The sequence below is a fragment of the Dyadobacter crusticola DSM 16708 genome, from assembly GCF_000701505.1.
GTDB lineage: Bacteria > Bacteroidota > Bacteroidia > Cytophagales > Spirosomataceae > Dyadobacter > Dyadobacter crusticola.
Genome location: NZ_JNJB01000008.1, coordinates 87538 through 111799, shown reverse-complemented (window position 1 = coordinate 111799; position 24262 = coordinate 87538). Strand labels below are relative to the sequence as shown.

22 protein-coding genes are annotated in these 24262 nt (G+C 45.2%); 6 read left to right on the top strand and 16 right to left on the bottom strand.

From position 1 onward, the window contains the following. Positions 1-69 precede the first annotated feature (69 nt). Both Q369_RS0113105 and Q369_RS28355 read right to left on the bottom strand, forming a co-directional pair. Positions 70-786, bottom strand: a complete 717-nt coding sequence (locus Q369_RS0113105) for a LytR/AlgR family response regulator transcription factor (RefSeq protein ID WP_031528264.1) — start codon at positions 784-786, stop codon at positions 70-72. Position 787: 1 nt separating this feature from the next. Next, positions 788-1828: a sensor histidine kinase gene (locus Q369_RS28355; protein WP_051664058.1), complete on the bottom strand. Its 1041-nt coding sequence runs from the start codon at positions 1826-1828 to the stop codon at positions 788-790. Positions 1829-2064: 236 nt separating this feature from the next. On the opposite strand from Q369_RS28355, the gene Q369_RS0113095 reads away from it, so the two are divergent. After that, positions 2065-4509 (top strand): TonB-dependent receptor, encoded by a 2445-nt coding sequence (locus Q369_RS0113095; RefSeq protein ID WP_035333429.1) that lies wholly within the window; start codon positions 2065-2067, stop codon positions 4507-4509. A 66-nt stretch (positions 4510-4575) separates the two neighbouring features. Here the strand turns inward: Q369_RS0113095 and typA are convergent, their stop codons facing one another. From typA to Q369_RS29860, 3 genes are all read right to left on the bottom strand, one after another. Further along, a complete protein-coding gene (typA, locus tag Q369_RS0113090) occupies positions 4576-6390 on the bottom strand; it encodes a translational GTPase TypA (RefSeq protein ID WP_031528261.1) in 1815 nt (604 codons plus the stop codon). Between the two features lie 211 nt (positions 6391-6601). Beyond that, the gene (locus tag Q369_RS0113085; protein ID WP_031528260.1) at positions 6602-6871 is read right to left on the bottom strand and encodes a DUF2442 domain-containing protein; all 270 of its coding nucleotides are present in this window, start codon (positions 6869-6871) and stop codon (positions 6602-6604) included. A gap of 1 nt (position 6872) precedes the next feature. Continuing rightward, a complete protein-coding gene (locus Q369_RS29860) occupies positions 6873-7055 on the bottom strand; it encodes a DUF4160 domain-containing protein (RefSeq protein ID WP_035333428.1) in 183 nt (60 codons plus the stop codon). A gap of 60 nt (positions 7056-7115) precedes the next feature. On the opposite strand from Q369_RS29860, the gene Q369_RS0113075 reads away from it, so the two are divergent. Continuing rightward, positions 7116-8708, top strand: coding sequence for a M28 family peptidase (locus Q369_RS0113075; RefSeq protein WP_031528259.1), 1593 nt, complete (start codon positions 7116-7118; stop codon positions 8706-8708). A gap of 58 nt (positions 8709-8766) precedes the next feature. Further along, positions 8767-9636 carry a TraB/GumN family protein gene (locus Q369_RS0113070; protein ID WP_229206828.1) on the top strand — a complete coding sequence of 290 codons (870 nt, stop codon included), beginning with the start codon at positions 8767-8769 and terminating at the stop codon, positions 9634-9636. Positions 9637-9642: 6 nt separating this feature from the next. Here Q369_RS0113070 and Q369_RS0113065 read toward each other — a convergent pair whose 3' ends face one another. Next, entirely contained in the window at positions 9643-11100 is a 1458-nt protein-coding gene (locus Q369_RS0113065) for an NADH-quinone oxidoreductase subunit N (RefSeq protein ID WP_031528257.1), read from the bottom strand. A gap of 103 nt (positions 11101-11203) precedes the next feature. On the opposite strand from Q369_RS0113065, the gene Q369_RS0113060 reads away from it, so the two are divergent. Continuing rightward, complete coding sequence (locus Q369_RS0113060; protein WP_031528256.1) at positions 11204-11866, top strand: hypothetical protein; 663 nt, start codon at positions 11204-11206, stop codon at positions 11864-11866. Positions 11867-11869: 3 nt separating this feature from the next. Here the strand turns inward: Q369_RS0113060 and Q369_RS0113055 are convergent, their stop codons facing one another. The 6 genes from Q369_RS0113055 to Q369_RS0113030 all read right to left on the bottom strand — a co-directional run bounded on the left by Q369_RS0113055 (position 11870) and on the right by Q369_RS0113030 (position 17611). After that, entirely contained in the window at positions 11870-13102 is a 1233-nt protein-coding gene (locus tag Q369_RS0113055) for an alkaline phosphatase family protein (RefSeq protein ID WP_031528255.1), read from the bottom strand. 83 nt (positions 13103-13185) lie between these two features. After that, positions 13186-13686 (bottom strand): hypothetical protein, encoded by a 501-nt coding sequence (locus Q369_RS0113050; RefSeq protein ID WP_031528254.1) that lies wholly within the window; start codon positions 13684-13686, stop codon positions 13186-13188. 2 nt (positions 13687-13688) lie between these two features. Beyond that, on the bottom strand, positions 13689-15011 hold the full coding sequence (gene ffh / locus Q369_RS0113045) for a signal recognition particle protein (protein ID WP_031528253.1): 1323 nt from the start codon (positions 15009-15011) through the stop codon (positions 13689-13691). Positions 15012-15132: 121 nt separating this feature from the next. After that, complete coding sequence (locus Q369_RS0113040) at positions 15133-15468, bottom strand: DUF6787 family protein (RefSeq protein WP_031528252.1); 336 nt, start codon at positions 15466-15468, stop codon at positions 15133-15135. A 186-nt stretch (positions 15469-15654) separates the two neighbouring features. After that, on the bottom strand, positions 15655-16782 hold the full coding sequence (locus Q369_RS0113035) for a cytochrome-c peroxidase (protein ID WP_031528251.1): 1128 nt from the start codon (positions 16780-16782) through the stop codon (positions 15655-15657). A 19-nt stretch (positions 16783-16801) separates the two neighbouring features. After that, a complete protein-coding gene (locus Q369_RS0113030) occupies positions 16802-17611 on the bottom strand; it encodes an MbnP family protein (protein WP_031528250.1) in 810 nt (269 codons plus the stop codon). 270 nt (positions 17612-17881) lie between these two features. On the opposite strand from Q369_RS0113030, the gene Q369_RS0113025 reads away from it, so the two are divergent. Both Q369_RS0113025 and Q369_RS0113020 read left to right on the top strand, forming a co-directional pair. Beyond that, positions 17882-18562, top strand: a complete 681-nt coding sequence (locus Q369_RS0113025) for a MotA/TolQ/ExbB proton channel family protein (protein WP_031528249.1) — start codon at positions 17882-17884, stop codon at positions 18560-18562. Between the two features lie 15 nt (positions 18563-18577). Next, positions 18578-18970 (top strand): ExbD/TolR family protein, encoded by a 393-nt coding sequence (locus tag Q369_RS0113020; protein ID WP_031528248.1) that lies wholly within the window; start codon positions 18578-18580, stop codon positions 18968-18970. Between the two features lie 128 nt (positions 18971-19098). Here Q369_RS0113020 and Q369_RS0113015 read toward each other — a convergent pair whose 3' ends face one another. From Q369_RS0113015 to Q369_RS0113000, 4 genes are all read right to left on the bottom strand, one after another. Next, positions 19099-20124: a Gfo/Idh/MocA family protein gene (locus Q369_RS0113015; RefSeq protein ID WP_031528247.1), complete on the bottom strand. Its 1026-nt coding sequence runs from the start codon at positions 20122-20124 to the stop codon at positions 19099-19101. Between the two features lie 76 nt (positions 20125-20200). After that, positions 20201-22033, bottom strand: coding sequence for a M56 family metallopeptidase (locus Q369_RS28350; RefSeq protein ID WP_051664057.1), 1833 nt, complete (start codon positions 22031-22033; stop codon positions 20201-20203). Between the two features lie 5 nt (positions 22034-22038). Continuing rightward, positions 22039-23781, bottom strand: a complete 1743-nt coding sequence (locus Q369_RS0113005; protein ID WP_035333426.1) for a M56 family metallopeptidase — start codon at positions 23779-23781, stop codon at positions 22039-22041. A gap of 12 nt (positions 23782-23793) precedes the next feature. After that, complete coding sequence (locus tag Q369_RS0113000) at positions 23794-24168, bottom strand: BlaI/MecI/CopY family transcriptional regulator (protein ID WP_031528244.1); 375 nt, start codon at positions 24166-24168, stop codon at positions 23794-23796. Positions 24169-24262: the final 94 nt, after the last annotated feature.

The window sequence follows — 24262 nt, the reverse complement described above, 5'->3', positions numbered from 1 at the left end:
TTCCACACAATTTTAAAATGTTAGGAATACGTCAGAATGGACATTCTGTACAGAAAAAAATGCTTGCACTTACCCGTTCAATCCAAGCTCACGCAGCAAGTTCTCACGATAATTTGTACCTATCGGCAGCTCGGCATTGTTCAAAAAAATGCGGTTGCCTTCAATGTGGCTGATTTTTGATTTATTGACAATGAAGGACCGGTGAATTCTGATGAAGGAAGCTTTCGGTAGCATTTCTTCGAAGTTGGAGAAAGTCATAGCTGGCAGCAGGGTTCCGTTTGCGAGCACGATCTTCGTGTAGTTGCCGCTCGCTTCTGCATAGAGGAGGTCGGAGAAGAGAATTTTGTAGATCTTACCTTCGGTTTTGATGAAAATGAAATCATCAACCTTTTGAGCGGGAGGTTCCGGAGGGAGGTTATTGCTCAAATGCAGGCGTTCCATTGCTTTGTCAACCGCCACGACAAAGCGTTCGAGCGAGAAGGGTTTTAGTAAATAATCGCAGGCAGACAGCTCGAAAGCGTCCAATGCATATTCGCGGTAAGCAGTTGTGAAGATTACCTGTGGCGGATTTTTTAAAGTTTTCAGAAAGGTTACTCCGTCCATTACCGGCATATTGATATCCAGAAAGAGGATATCGATCTTTTGTTCAAATAAAATGGGCTTTATTTCCAGCGCGTTTCCAACCGCGCCGGCTACATGCAGATATGGAAAATGAGCACAATATGTTTTGAGAATATCACGCGCAATGGGCTCGTCGTCGACAATCAGACAATTGATTTGCTGCATTTTAATGTGCATTAAGTCTTAGGATAACCTTGTACGAATCCGGCTCATCTTTGATTGTGAGCTCGTGTGCATTCGGATAAAGCAGTTCAAGCCGCTTTTTTACATTAGGCAAACCAAAACCACTGCTTTTTTCAAATAATCTGACTTCCTGCGGCGCCTGTCCGCGTGAATTATTAGCCGCAAAAAGGATCAGTCCATTCCAGGTTTTAAGAGATATGTCAATGTAAATCTGCTCATCAGCAGTGTTTTTGGAATGTTTGAATGCATTTTCGATAAATACGATCAGCAGCATAGGTGCAATCTTCATTTCCGTATCCGATACCTGCTCGATATCGGTCACAAGTTGCAATCGCTCACCAATCCTGATCTTTTCAAATTCAATGTAGTTGTTGATATATGCAATCTCATCTTTAAGCGGGACAAATATTTCGCTGGCATCGTAAACGGAGTAACGCAGCAGATCGGCCAGTTTGAGCAGTAAAGGCGGGATTTTCTCGTGTTGTGTAATGGAGAGCCCGTACAGGTTATTTAATGTATTAAACAAAAAATGCGGACTCAACTGCGATTGAAGTAAATGCAGCTCACTTTTGCTATGCGCCGCCTGGGTCCGGGCTTCCTGTAATTCGTTGAAGCCGATAGCGCGTAGAAGTTTAACAACCATTCCCAGCGTGATACTGATCGTTATAAATAATATCCAACCCAGCAGCACATTGAACGCCCGTGAGCTGTCATCGGTAAATTCAAACTGCGCCATCAGTCCAATGTTGCTGAGTACAAGAACTAAAAGCGTTACCAGCAATAATTTTTGTGGCTTCTTAATCCGTACCGTCGCCAGCTCGGCAAGGTATCTGCCGGTAAATACGCCGCCCAGGAAAAATGCGGTTAACGCAGCCGCCACAGCTTCGTCACCGTTTATCCCCATTGTATTTGCGAAAAAATCCATAGCAACCCAGATCGGCCCGGCAGCGCAGGCAGAAAGGAAGATGTATTTATCCCGCGTTGAAAAACCCGTTTTTGTCCAGATATCCGGCTTAGTTTCCATTTCGACTTCTCATTTTATGATGGTCACAAAAGTGCATTCTGCAATGTGACATCTCAAATCCTCTTGCCGGACGCGCCGCAATTCCTGACGGAATGCAGATATATACATTCCAATCATTTCGACCAGCTGTTTGCGGCGTCTGTCAGCCATTTGGGAAGGTACGACACTATTATTTTCTGTCGCCCGCACTACTGTGAATATTTGCTTCATCAGAACACTTTCAAATTGATGAAGCCATGAAAACGATAAGCAGTTTTTTGACCATTTTACTTTTTGCCAGCCGACTATATGCCCAAATGCCTTCGTATTCAATCTCAGGTACGGTGAAGGATATTGGAAATGAAGTTTTACCGGGCGTTACCGTTCGCGTGTTGAAAATACCTGATTCTGTTTTTGTAAAAGGCGGGATAACTGATCCCGGCGGCAAGTTTGAGATCAATGCGTTGGAAAGTGGGACATTTTTTCTGGATATATCTTCACTTGGTCAAAAGCGGTTCGTAAGTCTGCCGATGACACTCGACAGTGCGCATCACGCTATCGTGCTCCCGGCGATTATTTTGTTTCCTGCGAAAGACATTGCATTAAAAGAGGTAACTATTAATGCCAAAAAGCCGCTTATCGAGCAGGAGATTGACCGGACAATCGTAAATGTGGAGTCGATGATCAGCAGCGCAACGAGCAATACCATGGAGGTTTTGGAAAAAACACCGGGTGTTTCCGTAAATAACAATGGAGAAATCAGCTTGAATGGAAAAAGTGGTGTTTTGGTTTTGATTGATGGAAGAAGTACTTACATGTCGGGAGCAGATCTGGCCGCTTACCTGAAATCGCTGCCGGGCGGGTTGCTTGATAAAATTGAACTGATAGACAATCCGCCGGCCAAATACGATGCTGCCGGAAATGCAGTGATTGACATCCGCTTGAAGAAAAACAGGGTAGGTGGTTTTACCGGCAGCTTTTCTGTGGGGCTGAGTCAGGGTAGGTATGCCAGAACAAATAATGCATTGAACCTCAACTACAACTATAAGAAGTGGAATGTTTTCGCAAACCTGGGTTACGGATTCGAGCGGAATTATAGTGAAGATGTATTTGACAGGAGGTTTTATAATGAATCCGGTGCATTGGTGTCGCGGGTGGATCTCATCAATGATCAGGTTTATAAAAACAATGGCGTCAATGCAAACATTGGAGTTGATTTTGCAGCTACCCCGAAAACTACTTTGGGGTTAATCCTTAATTTGAATAAAACCAAAAGAAGCGGCAGTTTTGACTACGATAGCAGGAATTACGATGCATTCAATCAACTGGCAGTAACCGGCTCTGGCGGAACAACCGGGGGCGATATGCGGAACAATACTGGTTTCAATTTCAACCTTTTGCACAAGTTGAATACCGCAGGCCGCGAGCTGGCGGTGGATGCGAATTACCTCCATTATGCAAATCATGGAAACCAGTTTTTAAGGAACCTGGCATTCGAACCTTCCAGCGAAATGATCCGCCGGGAGGATTTCATTTACCGCATTCCGGCAAACTTTGACATTTATACAGCCAAGGCAGATTATGTGCATCCGTTTTCAAAGAAGGGAAAATTAGAGGCGGGGTTTAAGTCAAGCCTGATTAATACGAATAATGTGTTCAACTATTATGTTGTCGAAAATGGCCGGGAGACGCTCAATAATGCGCAATCCAATCATTTCAAATACAATGAAAATATCAATGCTGCTTATCTGAATGCGCAGAAATCTTGGAAGAAAACCGGTTTGCAGCTGGGTCTGCGCGTTGAAAACACCAATATACAAGGCAACCAGCTGGGAAATGAAGCTGTGGCAGGTTCTTCGTTTACAAAGCGCTATACGGGGCTGTTTCCGAGCGCGTACCTGAGTTTCAAACCCGATGTAAAAGGGGATAATACATGGGGCTTGATGGCAGTGAGACGGATCAGCCGTCCCAACTATCAGCTTCTCAACCCATTTCTTTTCCTCCGGGATCAATATACTTACAGCACTGGTAATCCCGACCTGAATCCCCAATACCAGAGCCGTCTGGAACTCAAATTTCAACGTAAACAATGGTTGAATATGGGTTTGAGCTACAATAAATTCAAAAATACGCTCATTCCGATCACACAGATTATTGATTCTATTTTTGTAAATAAACCGGGCAACGTGGCAGGTGGATTTATGATGTTGCTAAACACCACTGTTTCAACATCGCTTGCAAAATGGTGGTATACCAATACAACAGTGCGGTTGTCAAGAATTGGCTTGAAAGGAGCGGCATTCAATTCGACTATCGATTTTAAAACCAACATCGCCCGGCTGGAAGTAAATAATTACTTCACGCTCGGAAAAACACTATCAGCGGAATTGGGCGGATATTATGCGAGCCGCGACTTCACTGCCCAGACTGTGACAGGCGGAATGTACCGTGTAAATGCATCGATACAGAAAAAGATCTGGAATGGAAAAGGAAGTATCAGATTGTCCGCTGAGGATATTTTCCATTCCTGGGTTTACCACAACCGCTCAGTCGCATTGGTCAATTCAGAGAATTTTCAAACCAGCAGAACCGATACCCGGCGGATTGGAGCTGCATTTACTTATCGTTTTGGCAAAGAGACTTTTGCAAGAAAGCGGAGGCACAACAATAATGCGTCAGACGAGGAGAAAGAGAGGCTGTAAGCTCCTGTTAAACAAAAGAGGGAGCACTTTCGCGCTCCCTCTCTGCTATTTACATTCAGAAATGACCTAAACCATCTCTAATTTGGAAGCATAACGCTTGCGATCGTTTTCTTCCAAATAGATTTTCCGCATCCGAATGCTCTGTGGCGTTACTTCCAGGTATTCATCTTTCTGGATGTATTCCATTGCCTCTTCCAGGGAGAAATTGATTTTCGGAGCGATTCTCAAACCGTCATCTGTACCAGAAGCACGCATGTTGGTCAGTTTTTTCGCTTCCTGAAGGTTTACCACGATATCGTTCGGGCGGTTGTGCTCGCCGATAACCTGTCCACCGTAAATTTCATCACCCGGCTCCACGAAGAAACGGCCGCGATCCTGCAATTTATCAATTGTATAACCAGTAGCTGGTCCTGTGTTTTTAGAAATAATAGAACCGCTGATACGTCCAGGGATTGGTCCGCGGAATGTACCGAATTCTTTGAAACGGTGCGTCATTACAGCTTCACCCTGCGTGGCAGTCAGTACGTTTGAGCGAAGACCGATCAAACCTCTTGAAGGAATCAGGAATTCAAGGTGTTGCAAATCGCCTTTTGGCTCCATAATCAAAAGCTCGCCTTTACGCTGGGTTGCCAATTCGATTACTTTACCGGCAGTTGTCTCAGGTACGTCCACTACCAATGTCTCAATCGGTTCAAGACGCTCGCCCTTTTCATCTTCTTTGAAAAGCACCTGTGGCTGGCCTAATTGCAGTTCGTAACCTTCACGACGCATTGTTTCAATCAATACAGACAAGTGAAGGATACCACGACCAAATACCAGGAATTTATCTTCGGTATCTGTCGGCTCAACGCGCAATGCGAGGTTTTTCTCAGTTTCTTTCAGCAAACGGTCACGCAAGTGGCGTGATGTTACAAACTTACCTTCTTTGCCAAAGAATGGAGAGTTGTTGATCGTGAAGAGCATGTTCATAGTTGGCTCGTCCACAGCGATACGCGCGATTGGCTCAGGATTTTCAAGGTCAGCAAGGGTATCACCGATTTCAAAATCTTCAATACCAGTTACTGCGCAGATGTCACCTGCCGTAACTTCTGACACTTTCACTCTTCCCAGGCCTTCAAACGTCTGCAATTCTTTCACTTTCACTTTCTTGATCACACCATCTGCTTTGCAAAGCGACAATGTCGATCCTTCTTTGATAGTGCCACGTTTCACACGACCAATTGCAATCCGTCCCACGAATGCATTGTAGTCAAGTGAAGTGATTTGCATTTGCAAAGTACCTTCGTCGATCTTCGGCTCAGGAATTGATTCGATGATCGTATCCAGCAGGTACGTAATGTTATCAGTTGGTTTCTGCCAATCCGGGCCCATCCAGCCTTGTTTTGACGAACCGTAAACAGTTACAAAGTCAAGCTGGTCTTCGGTAGCGCCGAGGTTGAACATCAGGTCAAATACATTTTCCTGAACTTCTTCCGGGCGGCAGTTTTCTTTATCTACTTTATTGACAACTACGATCGGCTTTAATCCCAGATCGATAGCTTTTCCGAGTACAAAACGCGTTTGTGGCATAGGGCCTTCGAATGCATCGACCAGCAACAATACGCCATCCGCCATTTTAAGTACGCGTTCCACTTCACCACCAAAGTCTGCGTGACCTGGTGTATCAATTACATTGATTTTAACATCTTTGTAACGCACCGATACGTTCTTAGAAACAATTGTAATTCCACGTTCGCGTTCCAGGTCATTGTTGTCAAGAATCAGGTCGTCGAACTCCTGATTGTCCCTGAAGAGCTTTGAAGCGTGGATGATTTTGTCAACCAATGTGGTTTTACCGTGGTCAACGTGCGCAATAATTGCGATGTTACGAATGGCTTGCATTGTTTTATAGATCAATTGTTTACGAAACCTGAATTGGATAGTTGGATGTTTTACCAGGCCCCGCTATGCTTGTTTTGACTGAAGTAGTGTCAAAATAAGGTGCAAATGTACTACATTTTCTACTGAATAACAGTATTTTACAATTAAATAATTGTTACGGCTTGAAAATGGGGCTTTATACTCGAAGAAGTGCAATATCTAGCGGAAATTATCAGAATGCGGCTATTTCTGCCTCTGACATCTTATAGAGATTATCGGGATCAAAATCTACGCCATTATCCCAGGTTAATGTTCCGTAAGAGTCCAAATTTACCGATTTAAAATAGTCGGGATCAGCCAGCCGGCTTACAAGTTCATCGTTGATCAGCTTATACTTTTCTATAATCTTTTCTAGATCGACAGTGCGTACTTCTCCTGTATTAAACAGGCACTTAACTGTATAATCTTCAATCGAAACGATTTTCTTGATATAGTAAAGCATCTTATTGAAGCGGATCTATTTTATTCCACGATTTATGATCTTCTCCCAAGCGGGTAAAATTATCTAACAATTCAGTCTCGTGAATAATTGCCCAGGCCTGCACTAATTTAAGTTGTTTCGGCGGAAGGTAGCCTTCCAGCAGCTCTGCATTCCTTATTCCAATTCTTTCGCAGATCAACCGCATTTTGCAATAGACCCTGCGTTTAGTTACTTTGTAACAATTGACATAACAATGAACATTACTATGAACAAAAATTTGCTGGCCGGGATACTTCTTTCCGCTGCAACGATGGCAAATGCGCAGGATGATGCTGCCAAATATGCAAATAGCATTACGCCGGAAGATCTTAAAAAGCACCTTGTAATAATTGCTGCTGACAGTCTGGAAGGGCGAGATACTGGTTCGCCGGGCCAGAAAAAAGCGGCCGAATATGTTTCAAAGTATTACAAAGAATACGGTTTACAGCCAGCGGCCACAGCCGCCGATGGTTCAAAAAGCTATCTTCAAAAATATACGCTTTATAAAAGAAGCTATGGTGATGTGTATGTTAAAGCAGGTGGTAAAAAGTTTGAGTTCAACAAGGATTTCTTTCTCAATGGGTTGCTGACCGTGCCGGAAGAGATCTCGGCAAATGTGGTACTTGCCGGATTTGGCATTGAAGACCAGGCTTATTCTGACTATAAAAACCTGGATGTTAAAGATAAGTCGGTGATCATTTTCGAAGGTGAGCCAAAAAGGGCGGACGGGAAATATCTGATCAGCGGGACTACTGAAAAAAGTAAATGGGGCGCAACCGTGGGTTGGCAAAATAAAGTAAAGCTGGCACATGAAAAAGGCGCGAAATATGTGTTCATCATTACTGAAAAAACAGGCGATGATCTCGACAAGGAAATCCGGCAGCGTGCTGCAATGGCGCGCAGATTCAGTGCACCTACATTAAAACCGGTTCAGGAAAATCCAAACAATGTGGCTGCATTTGGTTTGTCGCAGGAGCTGGCTGCCAAAATCCTGAATACCTCAGCTGCGAAACTTGCGAAAAGCCGGGAGTCTATCGAAAAATCGGGAAAGGCTCTAACCAAAAATCCAACAGGAGAGGTGGCGCTGAAAGTGGAGCGCATTAGTGAAACAATCGATACTGAAAATGTGGCCGCTTTCCTGGAAGGTAGCGACAAGAAAGACGAAGTGCTGGTGATCAGTGCGCATATTGACCATATCGGTATCTCGCCCAATGGAGAGATCAACAATGGAGCAGACGACGATGGCTCAGGAACTGTGTCACTGCTTGAAATCGCAGAGGCTTTCAGCAAAGCCAAAGCCGAAGGAAAAGGACCAAGAAGAAGTATCCTGTTCCTGAATGTTACCGGAGAAGAAAAAGGGCTTTTTGGTTCTGAATACTATTCTGAAAACCCGCTTTATCCATTGAAAAACACAATCGCCGACCTGAACATTGATATGATCGGGCGCGTTGATGAAGCGCATAAAAATGACCATAAATATGTGTATCTGATCGGTTCAGACAAGCTGTCTTCGAAGCTGCACGAAATCAGTGAAGAGGCGAATAAGAAGTATGTCAACTTCAAGCTCGATTATACTTTCAACGATCCGAAAGATCCGAACCGTTTTTACTACCGTTCCGACCATTACAACTTTGCCAAAGTGGGTGTGCCGGTGATTTTCTACTTTACCGGCGTGCATGAGGATTATCACAAGCCCGGCGATGATGTGGAAAAAATCCTTTTCGACAAACAATCTTCAATCGTGAAATTGGTCTTCCATACTGCCTGGGAGCTTGTTAACCGGGAAGAGCGGATTGTGGTTGATAGTAATAAGGAGTAAGGAGGAAAGGGAGGATGGAGGAAGGGGAGGAAGAATTGAAGAATTAAAATTAATTATAATGGGAGTCGGGGTTAAGTGGTTTTTTGGTTTGATGCTTTGTTTTTTAATGGGTACTGGCTTTGCGCAGGTTCCTACTGAAAATGCATTGCTTTGGGAGATTACAAAACCTGGGCAGCCCAAGCCTTCTTATCTGTTCGGTACCATTCATTTGATCTGCCCGGCTGATTTTACATTGAGTGACTCGCTTAAATCCGCGCTTTCCAAAACGAAGCAAGTCGCTTTGGAAATGGATATGGACGATCCCGGGATGATGATGAGCATGATGAAATCGATGAATATGCGAGACGGAAACGAGTTGAAAAAGCTCGTTTCCGAATCAGAATATGCTAAGCTTGATCAGTTTTACAAGGACTCCGTAGGTGTGGGAATCGCGATGTTTGAGAGAGCCAAGCCTTTCGTTTTAATGGGCCCGCTTTTCAACGCAGTACTGAATTGCCAGCCACAATCTTATGAAATGTCACTTGTAGAGCTTGCAAAAAAGCAGCAGTCGGAAGTGATCGGAATTGAGACGCTCGACGAACAAATGGCAATATTTGATTCCATACCTTATAAAGACCAGGTTAAAATGATCCTGGCGATGATCGACGACCTGCCAAAAGCAAGGAAGGAGTTTAGAGATCTGGTAGCGCTCTACAAAACGCAGAATATTGACGAACTCTACAAGCTGACGTTAAAAAGCGAATTTGGCCTGGATGGAAACGAGGAGATCATGCTTTTTGACAGAAATAGAAAATGGATCCCCCGCATTGAAAAGATCGTTTCTGAAAACCCGACTTTTATCGCAGTTGGAGCAGCGCATTTAGGCGGAGAGCGTGGCGTAATTGCATTACTCAGAAAGCAGGGATATGAGGTCCGGGCAGTTCTCTAAGCTTAATCAAAATGCTGAAATCCATTCTGTCAGCAGCTCGGGCATAAAGAATAGCAGCAGCACCGCGGCAAGCAGCAGGCCAGCCACCACTTTTCCCGAAAAACGATCATTGGCGGTACTCACATTGTCAGCTGCATTTTTGAAAAACAACAAATAGGGCAGCTTCATATAATAACCCAATGCGATCGCCGCGTTCAGAATACCTCCGATCAGCAGCCACAGCATCCACGGAAATTGCTGCTGATGATAACTTTCCCAAAGCGCTGAGAATACCAGAAGTTTTGAAGTAAATCCTCCTGTTGGCGGCAATCCGGCAAGCGCTACCATTACGACTGTCAAAGTCGCTGAAATCCAAACCGATTTTTTACCCAATCCTTCATATTCCAGGAATGCAGTTTCAGATTTCGGGCGTAACAGGTCGATCAGGAAGAATGCGGCCATATTGATAATCAGATAGGCAGCTGTGTAAAATACCGCCGATTCAAAGCCAAATCTGCTGTATGCCGCAATTCCGACGAGGAGATAGCCAGCTTGTGCAATGGAGGAATAGGCGAGTAGTCGCCGCACATTGCTTTGCCACAGCGCAGCCACATTCCCGACAGTGATGCTGATCAGTGCGATACCTCCTAACACAGGGAAGTACTGCACAGGTAAAATACCTGCCAGCCGCATTAAGACCAAAACCACCGCAGCCTTAGGCGCTACCGACAGGAATGAAACCAGCGGAGTAGGTGCAGCTTCGTAAACATCGGGTGTCCATACGTGAAATGGGACCAGTGAAAGCTTGAACAGAAGTCCCGCTAATGTCAGTACAATGGTAACCGTTACCACGAAATCGGGATTGTTCGTTAACCCGATCGTCATCATTTCACTGGTAATATCCATTGTTCCGGTAAGTCCGTAAACCAGCGAGATTCCGTAAAGCATCACCGCCGAGCTGGCCGATCCGAAGAGCAGGTATTTGATCCCGCCTTCGGCTGCTTTCCGGTAAGGGGAAAGCGCCACGAGTACGTAGGAGCTGATCGAGATCAGTTCAAGCGACAGGTAAATGGAAAGGAAATGCGTTGACATACTCAACAGATTCATTCCCAGCACGGCCGCTATCAGCAATGCATTGAATTCGGGAGGGAAATCGTATTTGAGTATCCGCACGTGCAACAATGTAAATAGCCACGCAAACGCGATCATCAGTTTGAAAAAAACAGCTTGCCGATCCAGGAAGAGTAGGGGATGGAAGCGGAACGAAGGTTCGGCGTTCCATTGCAGAAGCAGGAGAAAAATAACAATAATGCTGCCCGCCAGTGCAATGCTACTCAGGTAAGAAGCAGATTTTCTGGCATCAATTCTCTTCAAAAACAGCAGCTCAGCGAGCAGAATGAAACAAAAAAGAAAAGCCAGGAAAATTTCCGGTACGATGCCTGCTAAACTTTGGCGTATATGTATGAGCTGCTCGCTTATATTCAATGGAACGGGTACAATTTTTTTGGCAAAAGTACTTAAAGATGGCAGGGAAACCAGCCTGAGCGGCTACCCGACTTCGAACTTATCAAATTAACCAACTTAAATCATGAAATATCTAAGAAGATTTTTTCTCCTGACAACGATACTTCTGGCCCAGCTTGCAACTGCCCAGGACTCCACCGGTCTGGCAGGTACTCCCTATAATGAGGCTTCCGCGAGCAGCGACGGCTCACATTATCTTTTCAAAGAATGGTACACGGGAAGTATCCGTACAAGCGATGACCGCGTGCACGACGGGATCAAAATCCGGTACGATGTAAACAAGGATGAACTGGAATACAAAGCAGATTCGGGGATGTACCGGGTTTCGGCCGGGATCAAAGAATTCAATCTTCCCACAGGTACCGACCTATATACATTCAGAAGCGGCTACCCTGCTGTTGCAGATCAGTCTGAAAAGAGCTTTTACCGCCTGTTGTACGACGGAAATACAAAGCTTTTGAAAAAATACGTGAAGCCGATCAAAGTGGAAAAAGCGAGTGCTACCATGCAAATGGATCCTTCGGCAAAACTTTATATAATGAAAGACGGAAAAATGAACCTGGTAGATCTGAAAAACCGGAACAGCTTTCTGAAACTGCTTACTGACGAGAAAAACAAAATGCAATATGTGATCCGCGAACAGCAGCTGGACTTCGCTGCTGATGATGATCTGATCAAATTACTGGAAGAGTACGATTCTTATAAAGCCGGGAGAGGAGGCAGCTGATCGCTACTTTTCAACAATCCAGCGATTGATGCTATTGTACTTCGCTTCTAACACCACTTTGAAAAAGCCGGATGGATATTTGCTGATATCTATTTCGGCTTTTCCATTTGTAACAGGTACCTCGGCGGCAAGGTGGTAGAGATCGCGTGAGCCTTTCGCGAAGTTATTGGTAGTCGTCAGCCATATTTTCGCATTCCCGTCTTTCTCCATTGCCTGCCATGAAATCATCAGCTTTCCCTGCTCTTTTTTCGCAGTAAGGTTTGTTGCCGACAATTTTCCTGTAAATGCGGCCCCATCTACCTCAAAAGCCTGTTCTTTTGGAATGTTGATATCCATGTGGCGCGCGACCGTAGGCATAATATCTACGATGCCGGGATTGTTTTTAAAATTCGCATTCAGATTTTTCGCATTGGTAACAATCCAGGTGCTGCGCTCACGGTCCGACTGCCCGCCGTGACCTTTACCTGTCTTGGCGTCGCGACCGTGATCGGTGGTGACTACCAGGAGCCAGTCTTCATTAAAGGTTTTTTCACGATACTGAATCGATTTCCACAGCCTGCCCATTTGATCGTCCATGATCTGGATCGCCTTGTGAAATTGCTCGCTGTCGCCAAATCGGTGGCCCATATCATCGGTATACTCCAGATAAACCCACGACATATCCGGGCCATTATCATGAATGTACGTCGCAGCTTCGTCCACAACTTTTTCATCGATCTTGTGAATGTATTCAGCCTGCTTATCATGCGGGAAATGAATTGTATCCAGCTCGAAGCCGTCAAAGGAATAATCGAGCTGTAACTTGTTGGTTTGTTCCAGTCCCTCACCTACCAGCTTGGTGCGGTTATCCAGCCAGGTTGAAAAAACCGCAGTCTTTTTGTGTGGGTACTGGCTTTCCAGGAAGCGGAAAAGTGTCCAGTAATGGTAATTCGGGTCTTTGATATTATTGTCGGGCACATTGTGCTTGTTAACCCAGGTGCCGGTCAGTAAGCTGTTATATCCCACTGCCGAAATCGTCGGCGTTTCTGAATAGGTACCTTTGTCGCCGCCGACGTGCGCGCGGGTGTAGCCGCCGGCTTTTGCGATCGCGTCGAGATTAGGTGTAGGAATCTTTTCTTTGCTGTCACTCGAAATCCCATCGACAATCACGAAAAGCGTTTTTTTGATTTTGGTTTGGGCAAAAAGACTTTGTTCTGAAATGAAGAAGCAAATGCAGCAGAGTAGAAGGTTTTTCATTCGGGGAAATAAAAAAATGCTCCCAAATTAACAGCTATTTAGCCGGATTCGGGAGCATTGAAGTACTAAGAAATTATTAAATGTCAGGGATTAACAGGCTGTTCCGGCAATGTTTCCGTCTTTTTCTTTTTGCCAAAAACATAAACGAGCCCGAAGTGGCTTTTCAATACCCCGCTGTCAAATTCATCTTTCACATACGGATTGAGTTCCAAAGCCAGCTGAATGTTCCGGTTTTGCGGCAAAGGAGAAATCCGCACACCTACGTTCAACGAATATCCGTCGATGGTGATCAGATCTGCATTCGCGTCGGCAATGCGGTAAAGTGGGTTTAACCGAACCCCGCCGCCAAGATACCATTGTACCACCTCCCCTCTTTTCAAGTTAATCATCGGAAGCAAATCCACACTTAAACTACTGAATAGTGAATTGGTCTGAAAACGTGTATCGAGCCAAATTGCCTTCCGCGAATTGGTACTGATCGAAAGCAGGCTGCTCCACGGGTAATATCCCACAGAAGCCTGTGCTTTCAATGTTCCGGTACTTATTGTCAGAATGAAGATGAAGAGGCAGAGCAGTTTTTTCATTATTAGCGGCGCATTGCTTTACCCAGCTTTCCAGCTGCCTGCATTGTATTCATTTTCTTCATCATTCTGCGCATTTCGTCAAATTGCTTGATCAGGTTGTTAACCTGCAAAATCGTAGTTCCGCTACCCGCAGCAATTCTCTTTTTGCGGCTACCGTCGATCATATCGGGATTTTCCCGCTCCTTTTTGGTCATAGACTGGATAATCGCCTCAATAGGTTTGAACGATTCATTGCTGATATCGAGATCTTTCATCGCACTTCCCATTCCCGGGATCATACCAATCAGATCCTTCACATTACCCATTTTCTTGATCTGCTGTAACTGGCCAAGGAAATCGTCAAAATCGAATTTGTTCTGACGCATTTTGGCATTGATGCGCTTCGCTTCGTCTTCGTCAAAAGCCTGCTGCGCGCGCTCAACGAGCGAGATTACGTCACCCATACCGAGGATCCGGCTCGCCATCCTGTCCGGATAAAACGAGTCGAGTGCCTCCATTTTCTCACCTGTACTGATGTATTTGATCGGCTTATCAACGATCTGACGAATGGAAAGTGCCGCTCCACCACGCGCGTCACCGTCTAGTTTTGTTAGTACAACCCCGTCAAAATCAAGTCTTTCGTTAAATGTCTTGGCTGTATTTACCGCATCCTGTCCGGTCATGGAATCCACTACAAAAAGGATTTCGGAAGGGCGCACGGCGGATTTGATATCTTCCACCTCTTTCATCATCACTTCATCCACAGCCAAACGGCCAGCGGTATCCACGATGACGATCTTCTTTCCGATTTTCCTCGCGTGAGCTACTGCATTTTGTGCGATGTTCACTGCATTCTTGTTCTCAGGCTCCGAATACACCTCAACTCCTACCTGCTCGCCCAATACTTTTAGCTGGTCGATGGCAGCGGGACGGTACACATCGCAGGCTGTTAACAATACCTGCCGGCCTTGTTTTTTCAACAATGCGGCCAGCTTACCAGAGAATGTAGTTTTACCAGAACCCTGCAAACCTGCGATCAGGATCACGGCGGGATCGCCTTTGATATTGATCGCTTCTGCCTGGCCGCCCATCAGTTCGGTCAGCTCTTCCTGCACGATCTTGACGAACATTTGTCCCGGCTCAACGGAGATCAATATCTTCCTGTCAAGCGCCTTGTCGCGGATCCGGTCGGTAATTTCTTTCGCAACCTTAAAGTTTACATCGGCGTCGACCAATGCTTTACGTACTTCCTTGGTAGTTGCGGCAACATTTATGTCGGATATCCTGTCCTTTCCTTTTAGTGTGCGAAAGGCATTGTTTAGCTTATCCTGTAAGTTCTCAAACATGGATTATAAAATATTATTCTGGATCTGATTTGAAATAAGTCACAAATGTATAAATAAAATAAGGAGTACAGGAAAGGGAATCCTGTACTCCTTGAAAATCAATGCGGGATATATCTTTGATTTATTTGTTGCCTTTGAACTTAGCTGCAACCCAGCGGAACATTTTCTTTTCTTTTTCCCAAAAAAACGAAAACTGGCCTAGCAAAAACCCGTAAGCCAGCAGCAAAGTCTGATACATCGGGAAGATGAAAATGATGTAGGTTATGGTTTTAAGCCACATCGGAGTAAGATCGTCGTAGCCCAACAGGTAAAAAAGCCCTTTTCTGAACCAAACTACTGAAGAGCCTGCCAAACTAAAAACGGCCAGTACCACGAGTACCTGTCTGGTTGTTTCCAAACCCCATCTTTCCTGCATTTTGCCCAACCAGGGCTGCGCATTTTTTTCTCCGCTTTGCATATTTTACTTACCTGCTTATTTGAATTCCACACAAAGAAACAATGCACATCGCAATTTTCCTTGATTTTAATGAATGTTTAATCATGACCTTAGTCAGTGGATAAAGCCTTAAATCTTAATAATAAAAGTTCAAAAAGTAACCAACTAAGCAAAAAGTCGGCAGCTGACAGCCGAAAGCCGATTACCCTAAAATGACGTCCCTATGCCCGGATCTGAGAATTGCTTGTCTCGGATAAACTGCTCGTCGTTGAGCGTCCGCAAAAATGCGATGATCGACTGCTTTTCAGCTGCATTAAGCTGTATTCCGGGTTTGGTACCTGTTTTCAGAAACGGATCCAGGGTGGCGGATTCATGTATGCTGGGCTTTACATTGTCGTTGGCATAGTGGTTCAGCACTTCTTCCAATGTGGTAAAACGGCCATCGTGCATGTAAGGCGCCGTCAGGCCGATGTTCCGCAGGCTCGGCACCTTGAATTTCAGCCGGTCATTCTCATTCAATGTAATCGCATACCTGCCCTGATCATTGATCCGGTTGGGCGGTAATCCGTTGTTTCTGAAACTATGATCAGTAAATAGCTCGGTTGCGTGGCAGGAACTGCATTTCTGCTTAAAAATCGATAACCCTTCTTTTTCCTGTGTATTTAATGCAGAAGCGTCGCCTTGTAAATAGTAATCGTAGCGCGAAGTAGCTGATACCATCGTCATCATAAACTGGGACAACGCTTTCATCATTTTATCCGCCGTAATTTCGTCTGTTCCAAAGGCAGCTTTGAACATTTTGGGGTAATCAACCTGCTTGGTTGCGCCTGCTACCGGCGTTTTTTTAAGCTTTTCAATCACATTTCCAGTACGCTCGCCCATTTCTACTTCATTCTGAATAGGCACGGGAGGCACTTCGTCCAAGGCATGCACGCCGCCGTCCCAGAAAAAGGAGGTACTCCACGCCAGATTCTGGACAGCAGGTGAGTTGCGCAAACCAATTTTGTCGTCTACACCGTGGCTGAGTTCGTGGCCATGGTGGGTGAATGCAGCTTGCTGCTGGTGACAGGTGCCGCAGCCGATGTTGTCGGTTCTGGACAGAATCCCATCATAAAATAGAAATCTGCCAAGTTCAATTCCTTCCTCGGTTAACGGATTTTTGGAAAGATCGTAAACAGGCGCAGGGAAGTAGGCGGGCTGGGTGAATTTAACTGGCATCGGGCCAGTTGGTTTTGGCACGGGCTCAGGCAAAGGTTCTTCAGTATCCTTTCCACAGGAAATCAGCACCAGCAGCAGCCAGGAAAGCATTACCAGGAAACGGAAGGTTTTTTTCATCACAGCTACTGACTTGTAATCAGTTGGTTCGAACTTCTTTTATGCTGAACATATTCCCGTAGTTGCTGGCAATATCCGCTGAAACTGGCTCATACATTACCCCCGAATTTTTGGCAATACTCAGTTTTATTGGTCCGTCGAAAATTTTAAGAATATCTGCCTTAATGTAAACCTGCGGGCTTATTGAAGTGGTAACTGTCGCCTGGGCGTTGAAGTTCAGCTTCACGTTTTTAAGGTTATTGAGCGTTTTTGCAGTTCGGCCACCGAAGCCGCCGATGTGGTATTGATACTTTCCATTGGAAGTGGTAGCGAAATCTGAGGCACCTTCCATCTTCAGGAAAATATAGCCAGGATTCCAATTCCAGTACATTGTTTCTTCGTTCGTCGGTCCGGTATATATATCCAAAATCCCTTTTCTGTTCTCAGGCTCTTCGATGCTTTTGAGGCTGTCTATTCCAACTACATATTCAATTCCTGTGTAGTTGCCTACCGGCACGTTGTTGATCCTGATAGTTTGTGAAGCTTCGTTGGCTTCCCGGATCAAAAAGTAGCTCGAATCTTTTGGTACTGTAAAGCCGCTGCCGTCGGCTTTGGTGAATTTGATATTCGAGATATAGTAATTCAGCTTCGTTACCGTAAAATCTTCTCCGGCCGCATTGATGTAATTCCCGCTGTTCAAAGCCAGGTCTTCATTGCCGACCATATTATTAAAATGCACAACCACACTACCCGTTGCGACAGTCGGTTCATCATCATTGGAGCAGGAGAGCTGAAAAAGCGCCAAGGCCAGGAAAGTAATGGCGGCAGATACTGAGAAGTATTTTTTCATAGATATCTGGAAAAAGAACGAAGGTATTTACCTGAAATATATAACAGAAAAACGGTGGTAATTATGCGAAACGTGCTTTTGTTTTCGTGCAATCACCTCATTTATCTTTTATGTATCTACCTAAAAATGTGCATTACTGTTCCCATAGAGTAATTTTTCTATATTTGCCCTTTAAACAATATGGGAGGCCCGCCTCCGTTTATGTTCAAAGCCATTTTTCCTGGGTTGACCTCTGTTCCATTCGCTTAAACTTTCACTATTATATTTAATATGATGCTTCTGCAAGCACTTACTGACTCTACGGTAGCCGCGCCTGTTGCTGACCAGGGACTTTCCATTATAGATCTTCTCGCAAAAGGGGGTTGGGTTATGTTACCGCTTGGATTGCTATTTCTGGCAACTCTCTTTTTAATCATTGAACGCTTTTTAGGAATCGGGGCGAATGGAAAGATCGAGCATCAGTTTGTTGATAATGTAAAAGACTTTATTCAGCAGGGTAACCTTAAATCCGCCGAGTCGCTTTGCCGTAACCAGCGCAATGCTGCGGGCCGGATCCTGGAAAGAGCAATTGGCCGCATTGGGTATCCGATTAAGGACATTGAAACTACAATTGAAAACGCAAGCCAGATCGAGATCCAGCGAATGGAAGGTAACCTGCCTTACCTCGGTGTAATTGCCGGTATCGCGCCTATGCTTGGTTTCGTGGGTACGATCTCTGGTATTATCCGGATTTTCTACGATATCTCCATTTCTAACGACTTCAACATCAGTACAATTGCTGGTGGTATGTATGAAAAAATGATCACTTCCGGCTCAGGTCTGATCATTGGTCTGATCGCCTATGCGGGTTATCACTTGCTGAACATGAAAATCGACCGTTTTGCATTGCGTTTGCAAATGGCGGCTTCTGATTTTCTGGATGTATTACAAAAGCCGGTGGCTGCGAAGTAAAAAGACAATCTATTTATGAAAATACGTCGCAAGAGCAGGTTTGCCCCGGAGGTGTTCACACACTCGCTCAACGATATTATGTTTTTCCTGCTGCTGTTCTTTTTGATCATCTCCACGATGTCAAATCCGAACGTGATCAAGCTGATGCTTCCAAAAGCCTCGGCAACGCAGCAGATGTACAAAAAGCAGATTACACTTTCGGTTGATGAAAATAAAGGTTATTTCATCGACAAAGAACCAATTCCATTCGATAGGCTGGAAGCCGAACTGCAAAGCATTTTCGCCAACGTAGAAGAGCGCACAGTCGTTTTAAGAGTAGACAAAAACCTCGCCGTACAGGACCTGGTAGACGTACTCGAAGTAGGCGCCAAGAACGATATCAAGATGGTGATGGCTACTGCTAAATAAAGGGAAGACGGAGGAAAGGGCGGCCCGCGTAGGGAGGATGGAGGAAGGAATTTTAGTTCTTTCATTCATTCTCCCTTTCGTTTTTGCTACCCACCTTTCTCCCTTTCCTCCATCCTCCCATTCCTCCCTCAAGTCCCAGCACTCTCATAAATCCGGGAAACGATTTCCTGCAAAATGGCTCCTTGTTCGGCGTTGCAGATGTTGCTTGGTTTTCCTTCAATCGCGTCGAGAAATGCGGTCGTGTTTTTGAGCTGGATATCTGTTTCCGGCAGGTGAGGGAAGTGAGTGTTTGTTAATTCACCTCCCATTTCGGTAAAGAGCCCAAGCGGCTTGTACATTGCTCCGCCTTTGGAGCCGAAAACTTCCAGGTTTATTTCTTTTTCAGGCTGCATATTCAATGCAAACGAAGCTGACAGTGTGATACTGGCGTTGTTTGGGAAAGATAAATGTGCGAAACAGGCGTCTTCTACTTCAAAACTGTCTGCATTCCATTCTCCCATTAAACCCCTTCCTCCGGCTTTTCCAATGTAATCGTAGGTGTTGGCCACAACTCTGTCGGGCATTTGGTAATCCAGCATTTCAAGTGCGAGATCGAGGATATGGACACCGAGGTCCATTAAAGCGCCGCCGCCTTGTATGGATTTGTTGGTAAAATTGCCCCAGCCCGGAATTCCGCGCCGCCTCAGGTACCGTGCATTGATATGGTAAATCTGCCCTAGTGTTCCTTCTAGTCTGGCTTGCCGGACGAAGCTGAATTCCGGTGTTTGCCGGAGTTGTAAGTTATAAGCGAGGATTTTGCCTTTTTGTTTGGCTAGTTCCGCCATTTCAGCTGCTTCTCTGGCCGTTAAAGCCGGCGGTTTTTCACAAAATACGTGACAGCCTTTTTCGAGTGCCTGCATTGCAAATGGATAATGCAGGTTGTTGGCAGTGCAGATCACAACGAAGTCAGGCCGGCCTTCGCCTGCGTACATTTCTTCGGCATTATCATAAGCGAAGGGGATCTGGTGCTGGTTGGCCAGCGCGCGGGCTTTTTCTTTGACGCGGCTGCAAATAGAAACAACTTCAACCTGATCAGATAAGCTCTTTAATGCGGGAATGTGATTCTGGTCGGCAATGTGGCCGCCGCCGATGATCGCAGCTTTGAGAAGTGACATGCTGTTATTTCCAATGATGTTTGCGTAAAATATGGAAACATTATCAGAAATAACAGCCTGCGTCGGGTAATCAGACTTAGTTGTTGCTTTCGGTAGATTGCTTGCGGAATTTGACAGCGCCACTTGGGCGTAGCGAATATGTTGTTCCGTTTACCCGGTTATTGTAGTTCATAAAGCGATAGCTGCTCGAATCAGGAACATACTGGTAACTGGCAGTGGGCGTGTTTAGGGAGGGTTTAAACGACTTTCCTTCAAAAAAGGCTAGAGAAGAATTGAATAGATCCTCTACATCTACTTTGGCAAGCTGAAAACCCTGAATAAAGGAGGATTGTGGTAAATGAAATCCCTGCCGCTTGTCGCCTTTCGCCGAAGCCAGGTCAAACTTGATTTCAATGGTCTGAGTCATTTCCAGCGGCTCGCCGTTCTGAATACCCGGCTTCCATTTTGGCATACTCTTGACCAGGCGGACAGATTCTCCATCGAGCCCGAAGCCTACGCCTTTTACAATTAATATATTGCTGAGAGTGCCTTCTTTATCAACCGTAAACCTGACGATGACAGTCCCTTCTACATTCGCTTTAAGCGCAGGCGCAGGATATTTTGTATTGGTTTTCAGGAATTCAATCATTGCTTCGTGGCCGCCCGGGAACTCCGGTTTTTGCTCCGCCACCATAAAGGTTCTGTTAGCCGGTTTCGCATTCGGAGCGGCAGTTTTGGCAACATTTGGTTTTGGTGTGTTTGCTACTGCTGTAATAGTCGGGCCTTTCAGTACAGTATCGTCGGGTTCTATCACGATAGTATACGTCGACTTATTGTTAGTAACAGCCACTTCTTTTGACTTAAACTGAATGTGGCTAACAACCAGAGAAGCGCCTGCTGGAACATTCTGTAACTCGAAATTCCCGTCCAAGTCCGTCGCCGCACCTTGCGTGGTGTTTTTAATTATAACATTTGCACCTGGTACCGGTTTGCCGTTTTGATCGGATACTTTTCCTTTCACGACATTAGCATTTGCGAGTTCTGGCTTCGAAGCTGGGGACATAGGTATGTATTCCCGGGCGGCGGTTAAAAAAATAGTAGCCAATGCAAGTGGGAAGATCAGCAGGTACTTACTTAAAAGCCATTTGGAAGTGCGGGTTTTGTAAATCATTTTGATCCTGTCTTTAAGTAGTGAAGCATTCGAGAAATGGTTTGTAAGTACCTGCTCCGGTACCTTCAATGCGTAAGAAACCAGGAAATGCGCATAGCTGTCGCGATTGGCAGCTTCTTCGTCGGCGAGGTATTCGTGTACAGTCTGCAGGGACTTTTTGTAAAGCCACACTACCGGATTTGCCCAAAACACGATTTTGATAATTTCAATAAGCGAAATATCCAGGCTGTGCCACTGACGTATATGCACGTGTTCATGCCGGAGAATGGTATCGGGATTGTTTTCGTAATCTGCCCGGTTTACAACCAGCCATTTAAAGAAGGAAAACGACCCTGCTCCCGCCTTTTTAGTGTGTTTCTGGTCTAAGAAAATGAGGGTGTAAGCTTCCAGCTGAATGCGTTCGCCATTTTTGATCAAAACAAATAACCTTTGGAAAGACCGCAACAGCTTGGCTAGCATGAAAGCAGAGACCGACGCATAAGCCCAAACCAGTAACTGCGCCCAGCCAATTTGCTCTTCCTGCGGAACGGGTGCTACTGCATTGACTGCCACTTGCTGCACCATTTCTGTACTTTGCGCAGCAATTTCAATGGGCGTGTAAAATACGATAAGCGGCAGGAGAAACGAAGCTGCGATTGAGCTAAGCAAATAGACCCTGTTCCATTGAAAAAAAGTATGTCTGCGGAAAAAGAGCCAGTAGCAGCAATAGAAAAGGACCAGGTACAGGTTGGTTTTGGCCAGATAAATGAGCGTTTCCATAAGCCCTATTTATTTCTTGTAGTAATCAGCACCACGCCATTTTTGCCTTCTTCTCCATAGGTAGTGGTAGCACCCGCCTCTTTGAGCACACTTATTGATTCTATTTTCTTCGGATCAAGCTTGCTGACCGCAACGTCATTTTCCTGCTTGACACCGTCTACAATGTAAAGAGGCGCCTTAGCAAGAGAGACTGACGGATCGGTCCTGAATTGTATTCCGGAACCGGGCTCCGGGTTCAGCTGCTGTACTGTAGTGGTAGGCTCCTTGGCAGATTTGTTAGGCGGCACGAATGCGACTATGGTTGCCGACTCAATGGTTTTCGCGGAGTTTGGCTTTGTTGCAATCTCAATCACGCCGTTTTTTCCCTTGTTCCCATAGATTGAAGTTGCCTTCGAATTTTTGAGCACATTGACCGAAGCGATCTGATCCGGTGCCAACCTTTTTGCAACATCCGCGTTTTTCAATTCTTTACCATCTACGACGTATAGCGGCGCCTTTTCATCAGTCTGTATGTTCAGCTTAGCCTGGCTGTCTTCTTCTTCCAGTTGGAAGTTGATAGGCAGTACATACTTAACATTGACCTTTTGTCCGTTCTGCTCGCCGGGCTTCCATTTGGGGAAACTCCTTATAACACGGACTGCTTCCTCGTCACACCCAAAGCCAAGTCCTTTCAGTACTTTAACGTCTAGGATGTGACCTGTTTCGGTTACTATAAAAGATAAGAAAACTCTTCCCTGTACATTGGCTTTGACAGCAGCAGTCGGGTATTTGATCTTTCGTCCCAAAAACTTAAACATTTCCTCTTTACCTCCCGGGAATTCAGGCTGTGTTTCAACAACCGTAAAAACCTTCGCAGGCAATACTTCCTCTTCTGTTTTCGCGACTTCAGGCTGACTGTTATCTTCCTTTTCGCAACCCGCAACAAGCAATGCAGTTGCGCCTATCATGGTGGCAGCAAACAGATAAGTACTGAGCAGCCATTTCGGACTTCGGTTTTTGTAGATCATCTGGATTCGGGATTTAATTTGTGATGGTTTGAAAAAATGGTTTGTTAATGAAGCAATAGGCGCATTCAGTGCGTAACTCACCAGAAAGCGGGCGTAGTTTTCCCGATTGGAAGCTTTGGAATCGGCCAGGAATTCGTGTACCTCCTGCAAGTCTCTTTTGTAAAGCGTTAAAACAGGATTGAACCAGAAGCATACTTTCATAACCTCCACAAAGAGGATATCTGCACTGTGCCACTGCTTTACGTGTACCATTTCGTGACAAAGAATATCGTCAAAATGGCTTTCATAATCATTTCTGTTGATCACAATCCATTTGAGAAATGAAAATGAGCCGATCTGATTGGAGTCGATCATGACCACTGTACAATCTTCCAGCTCGATCACTTCACCAGCCATTAAAAACCGCCGAAGCTGGCGTATATGCCTGAACAGCAGATATCCGGAAATGATCAGCCCGATTGCATACACAATCCAGACAGCTTGTACCCAGGTGATCAACGGCTGCTTTTCCTGAATGGCGGAAACCGAAACTGCTGCTGCATTCACCTCATAAATTACGGGCAGCGCGGGCGCGGTGTCAGGGTAGATCACAAATGGCAATGCAAATGCGGCGGCAAGTGAACCAAGCAGATAAAACCGGTTCAGCTGAAAGAAAGTGTGCTGCCGGAGCATCAGACGATAACAGGCAAAAAGCAGTATCCAGTACAGGTTCACTTTGCCGAGGTACAATAGCATTTCCATGGCTAACAGGGTTTATTGTTCGTTTTTGTGCTGGTTGATCAGCTTCATGATTTCGTCCAGGTCTTTCGTTTTCAGATCATTGTCTTTTACGAAAAACGAAACCAGGTTAGGCAGCGAGTTGTCAAAGTAGTTGACCATCAACTGCTTCATTTCGTGTCGCTTGTACTCTTCTTCGCTGATCAGCGGGTAGTATTCGTGCGTTTTCCCATAGGCTGTGTAGCCCACAACCTCTTTCTTTTCCAGGATACGGATGATCGTTGAAACGGTGTTGTAAGCCGGCTTGGGTTCGGGCATTTCAGCGAGTATGTCTTTTACAAATGCCTTTTTGAGTTGCCAGAGGATCCTCATTACCTCTTCTTCAGCGCGTGTCAATGTGCGTACTTCCATAATTCAGACTGTATTATTAAATTTTATCATTGTATTATCCCAAAGTTAAGACTATTTAATTAGTTTCAAAACTATTTTATTAGTTATTAACGAT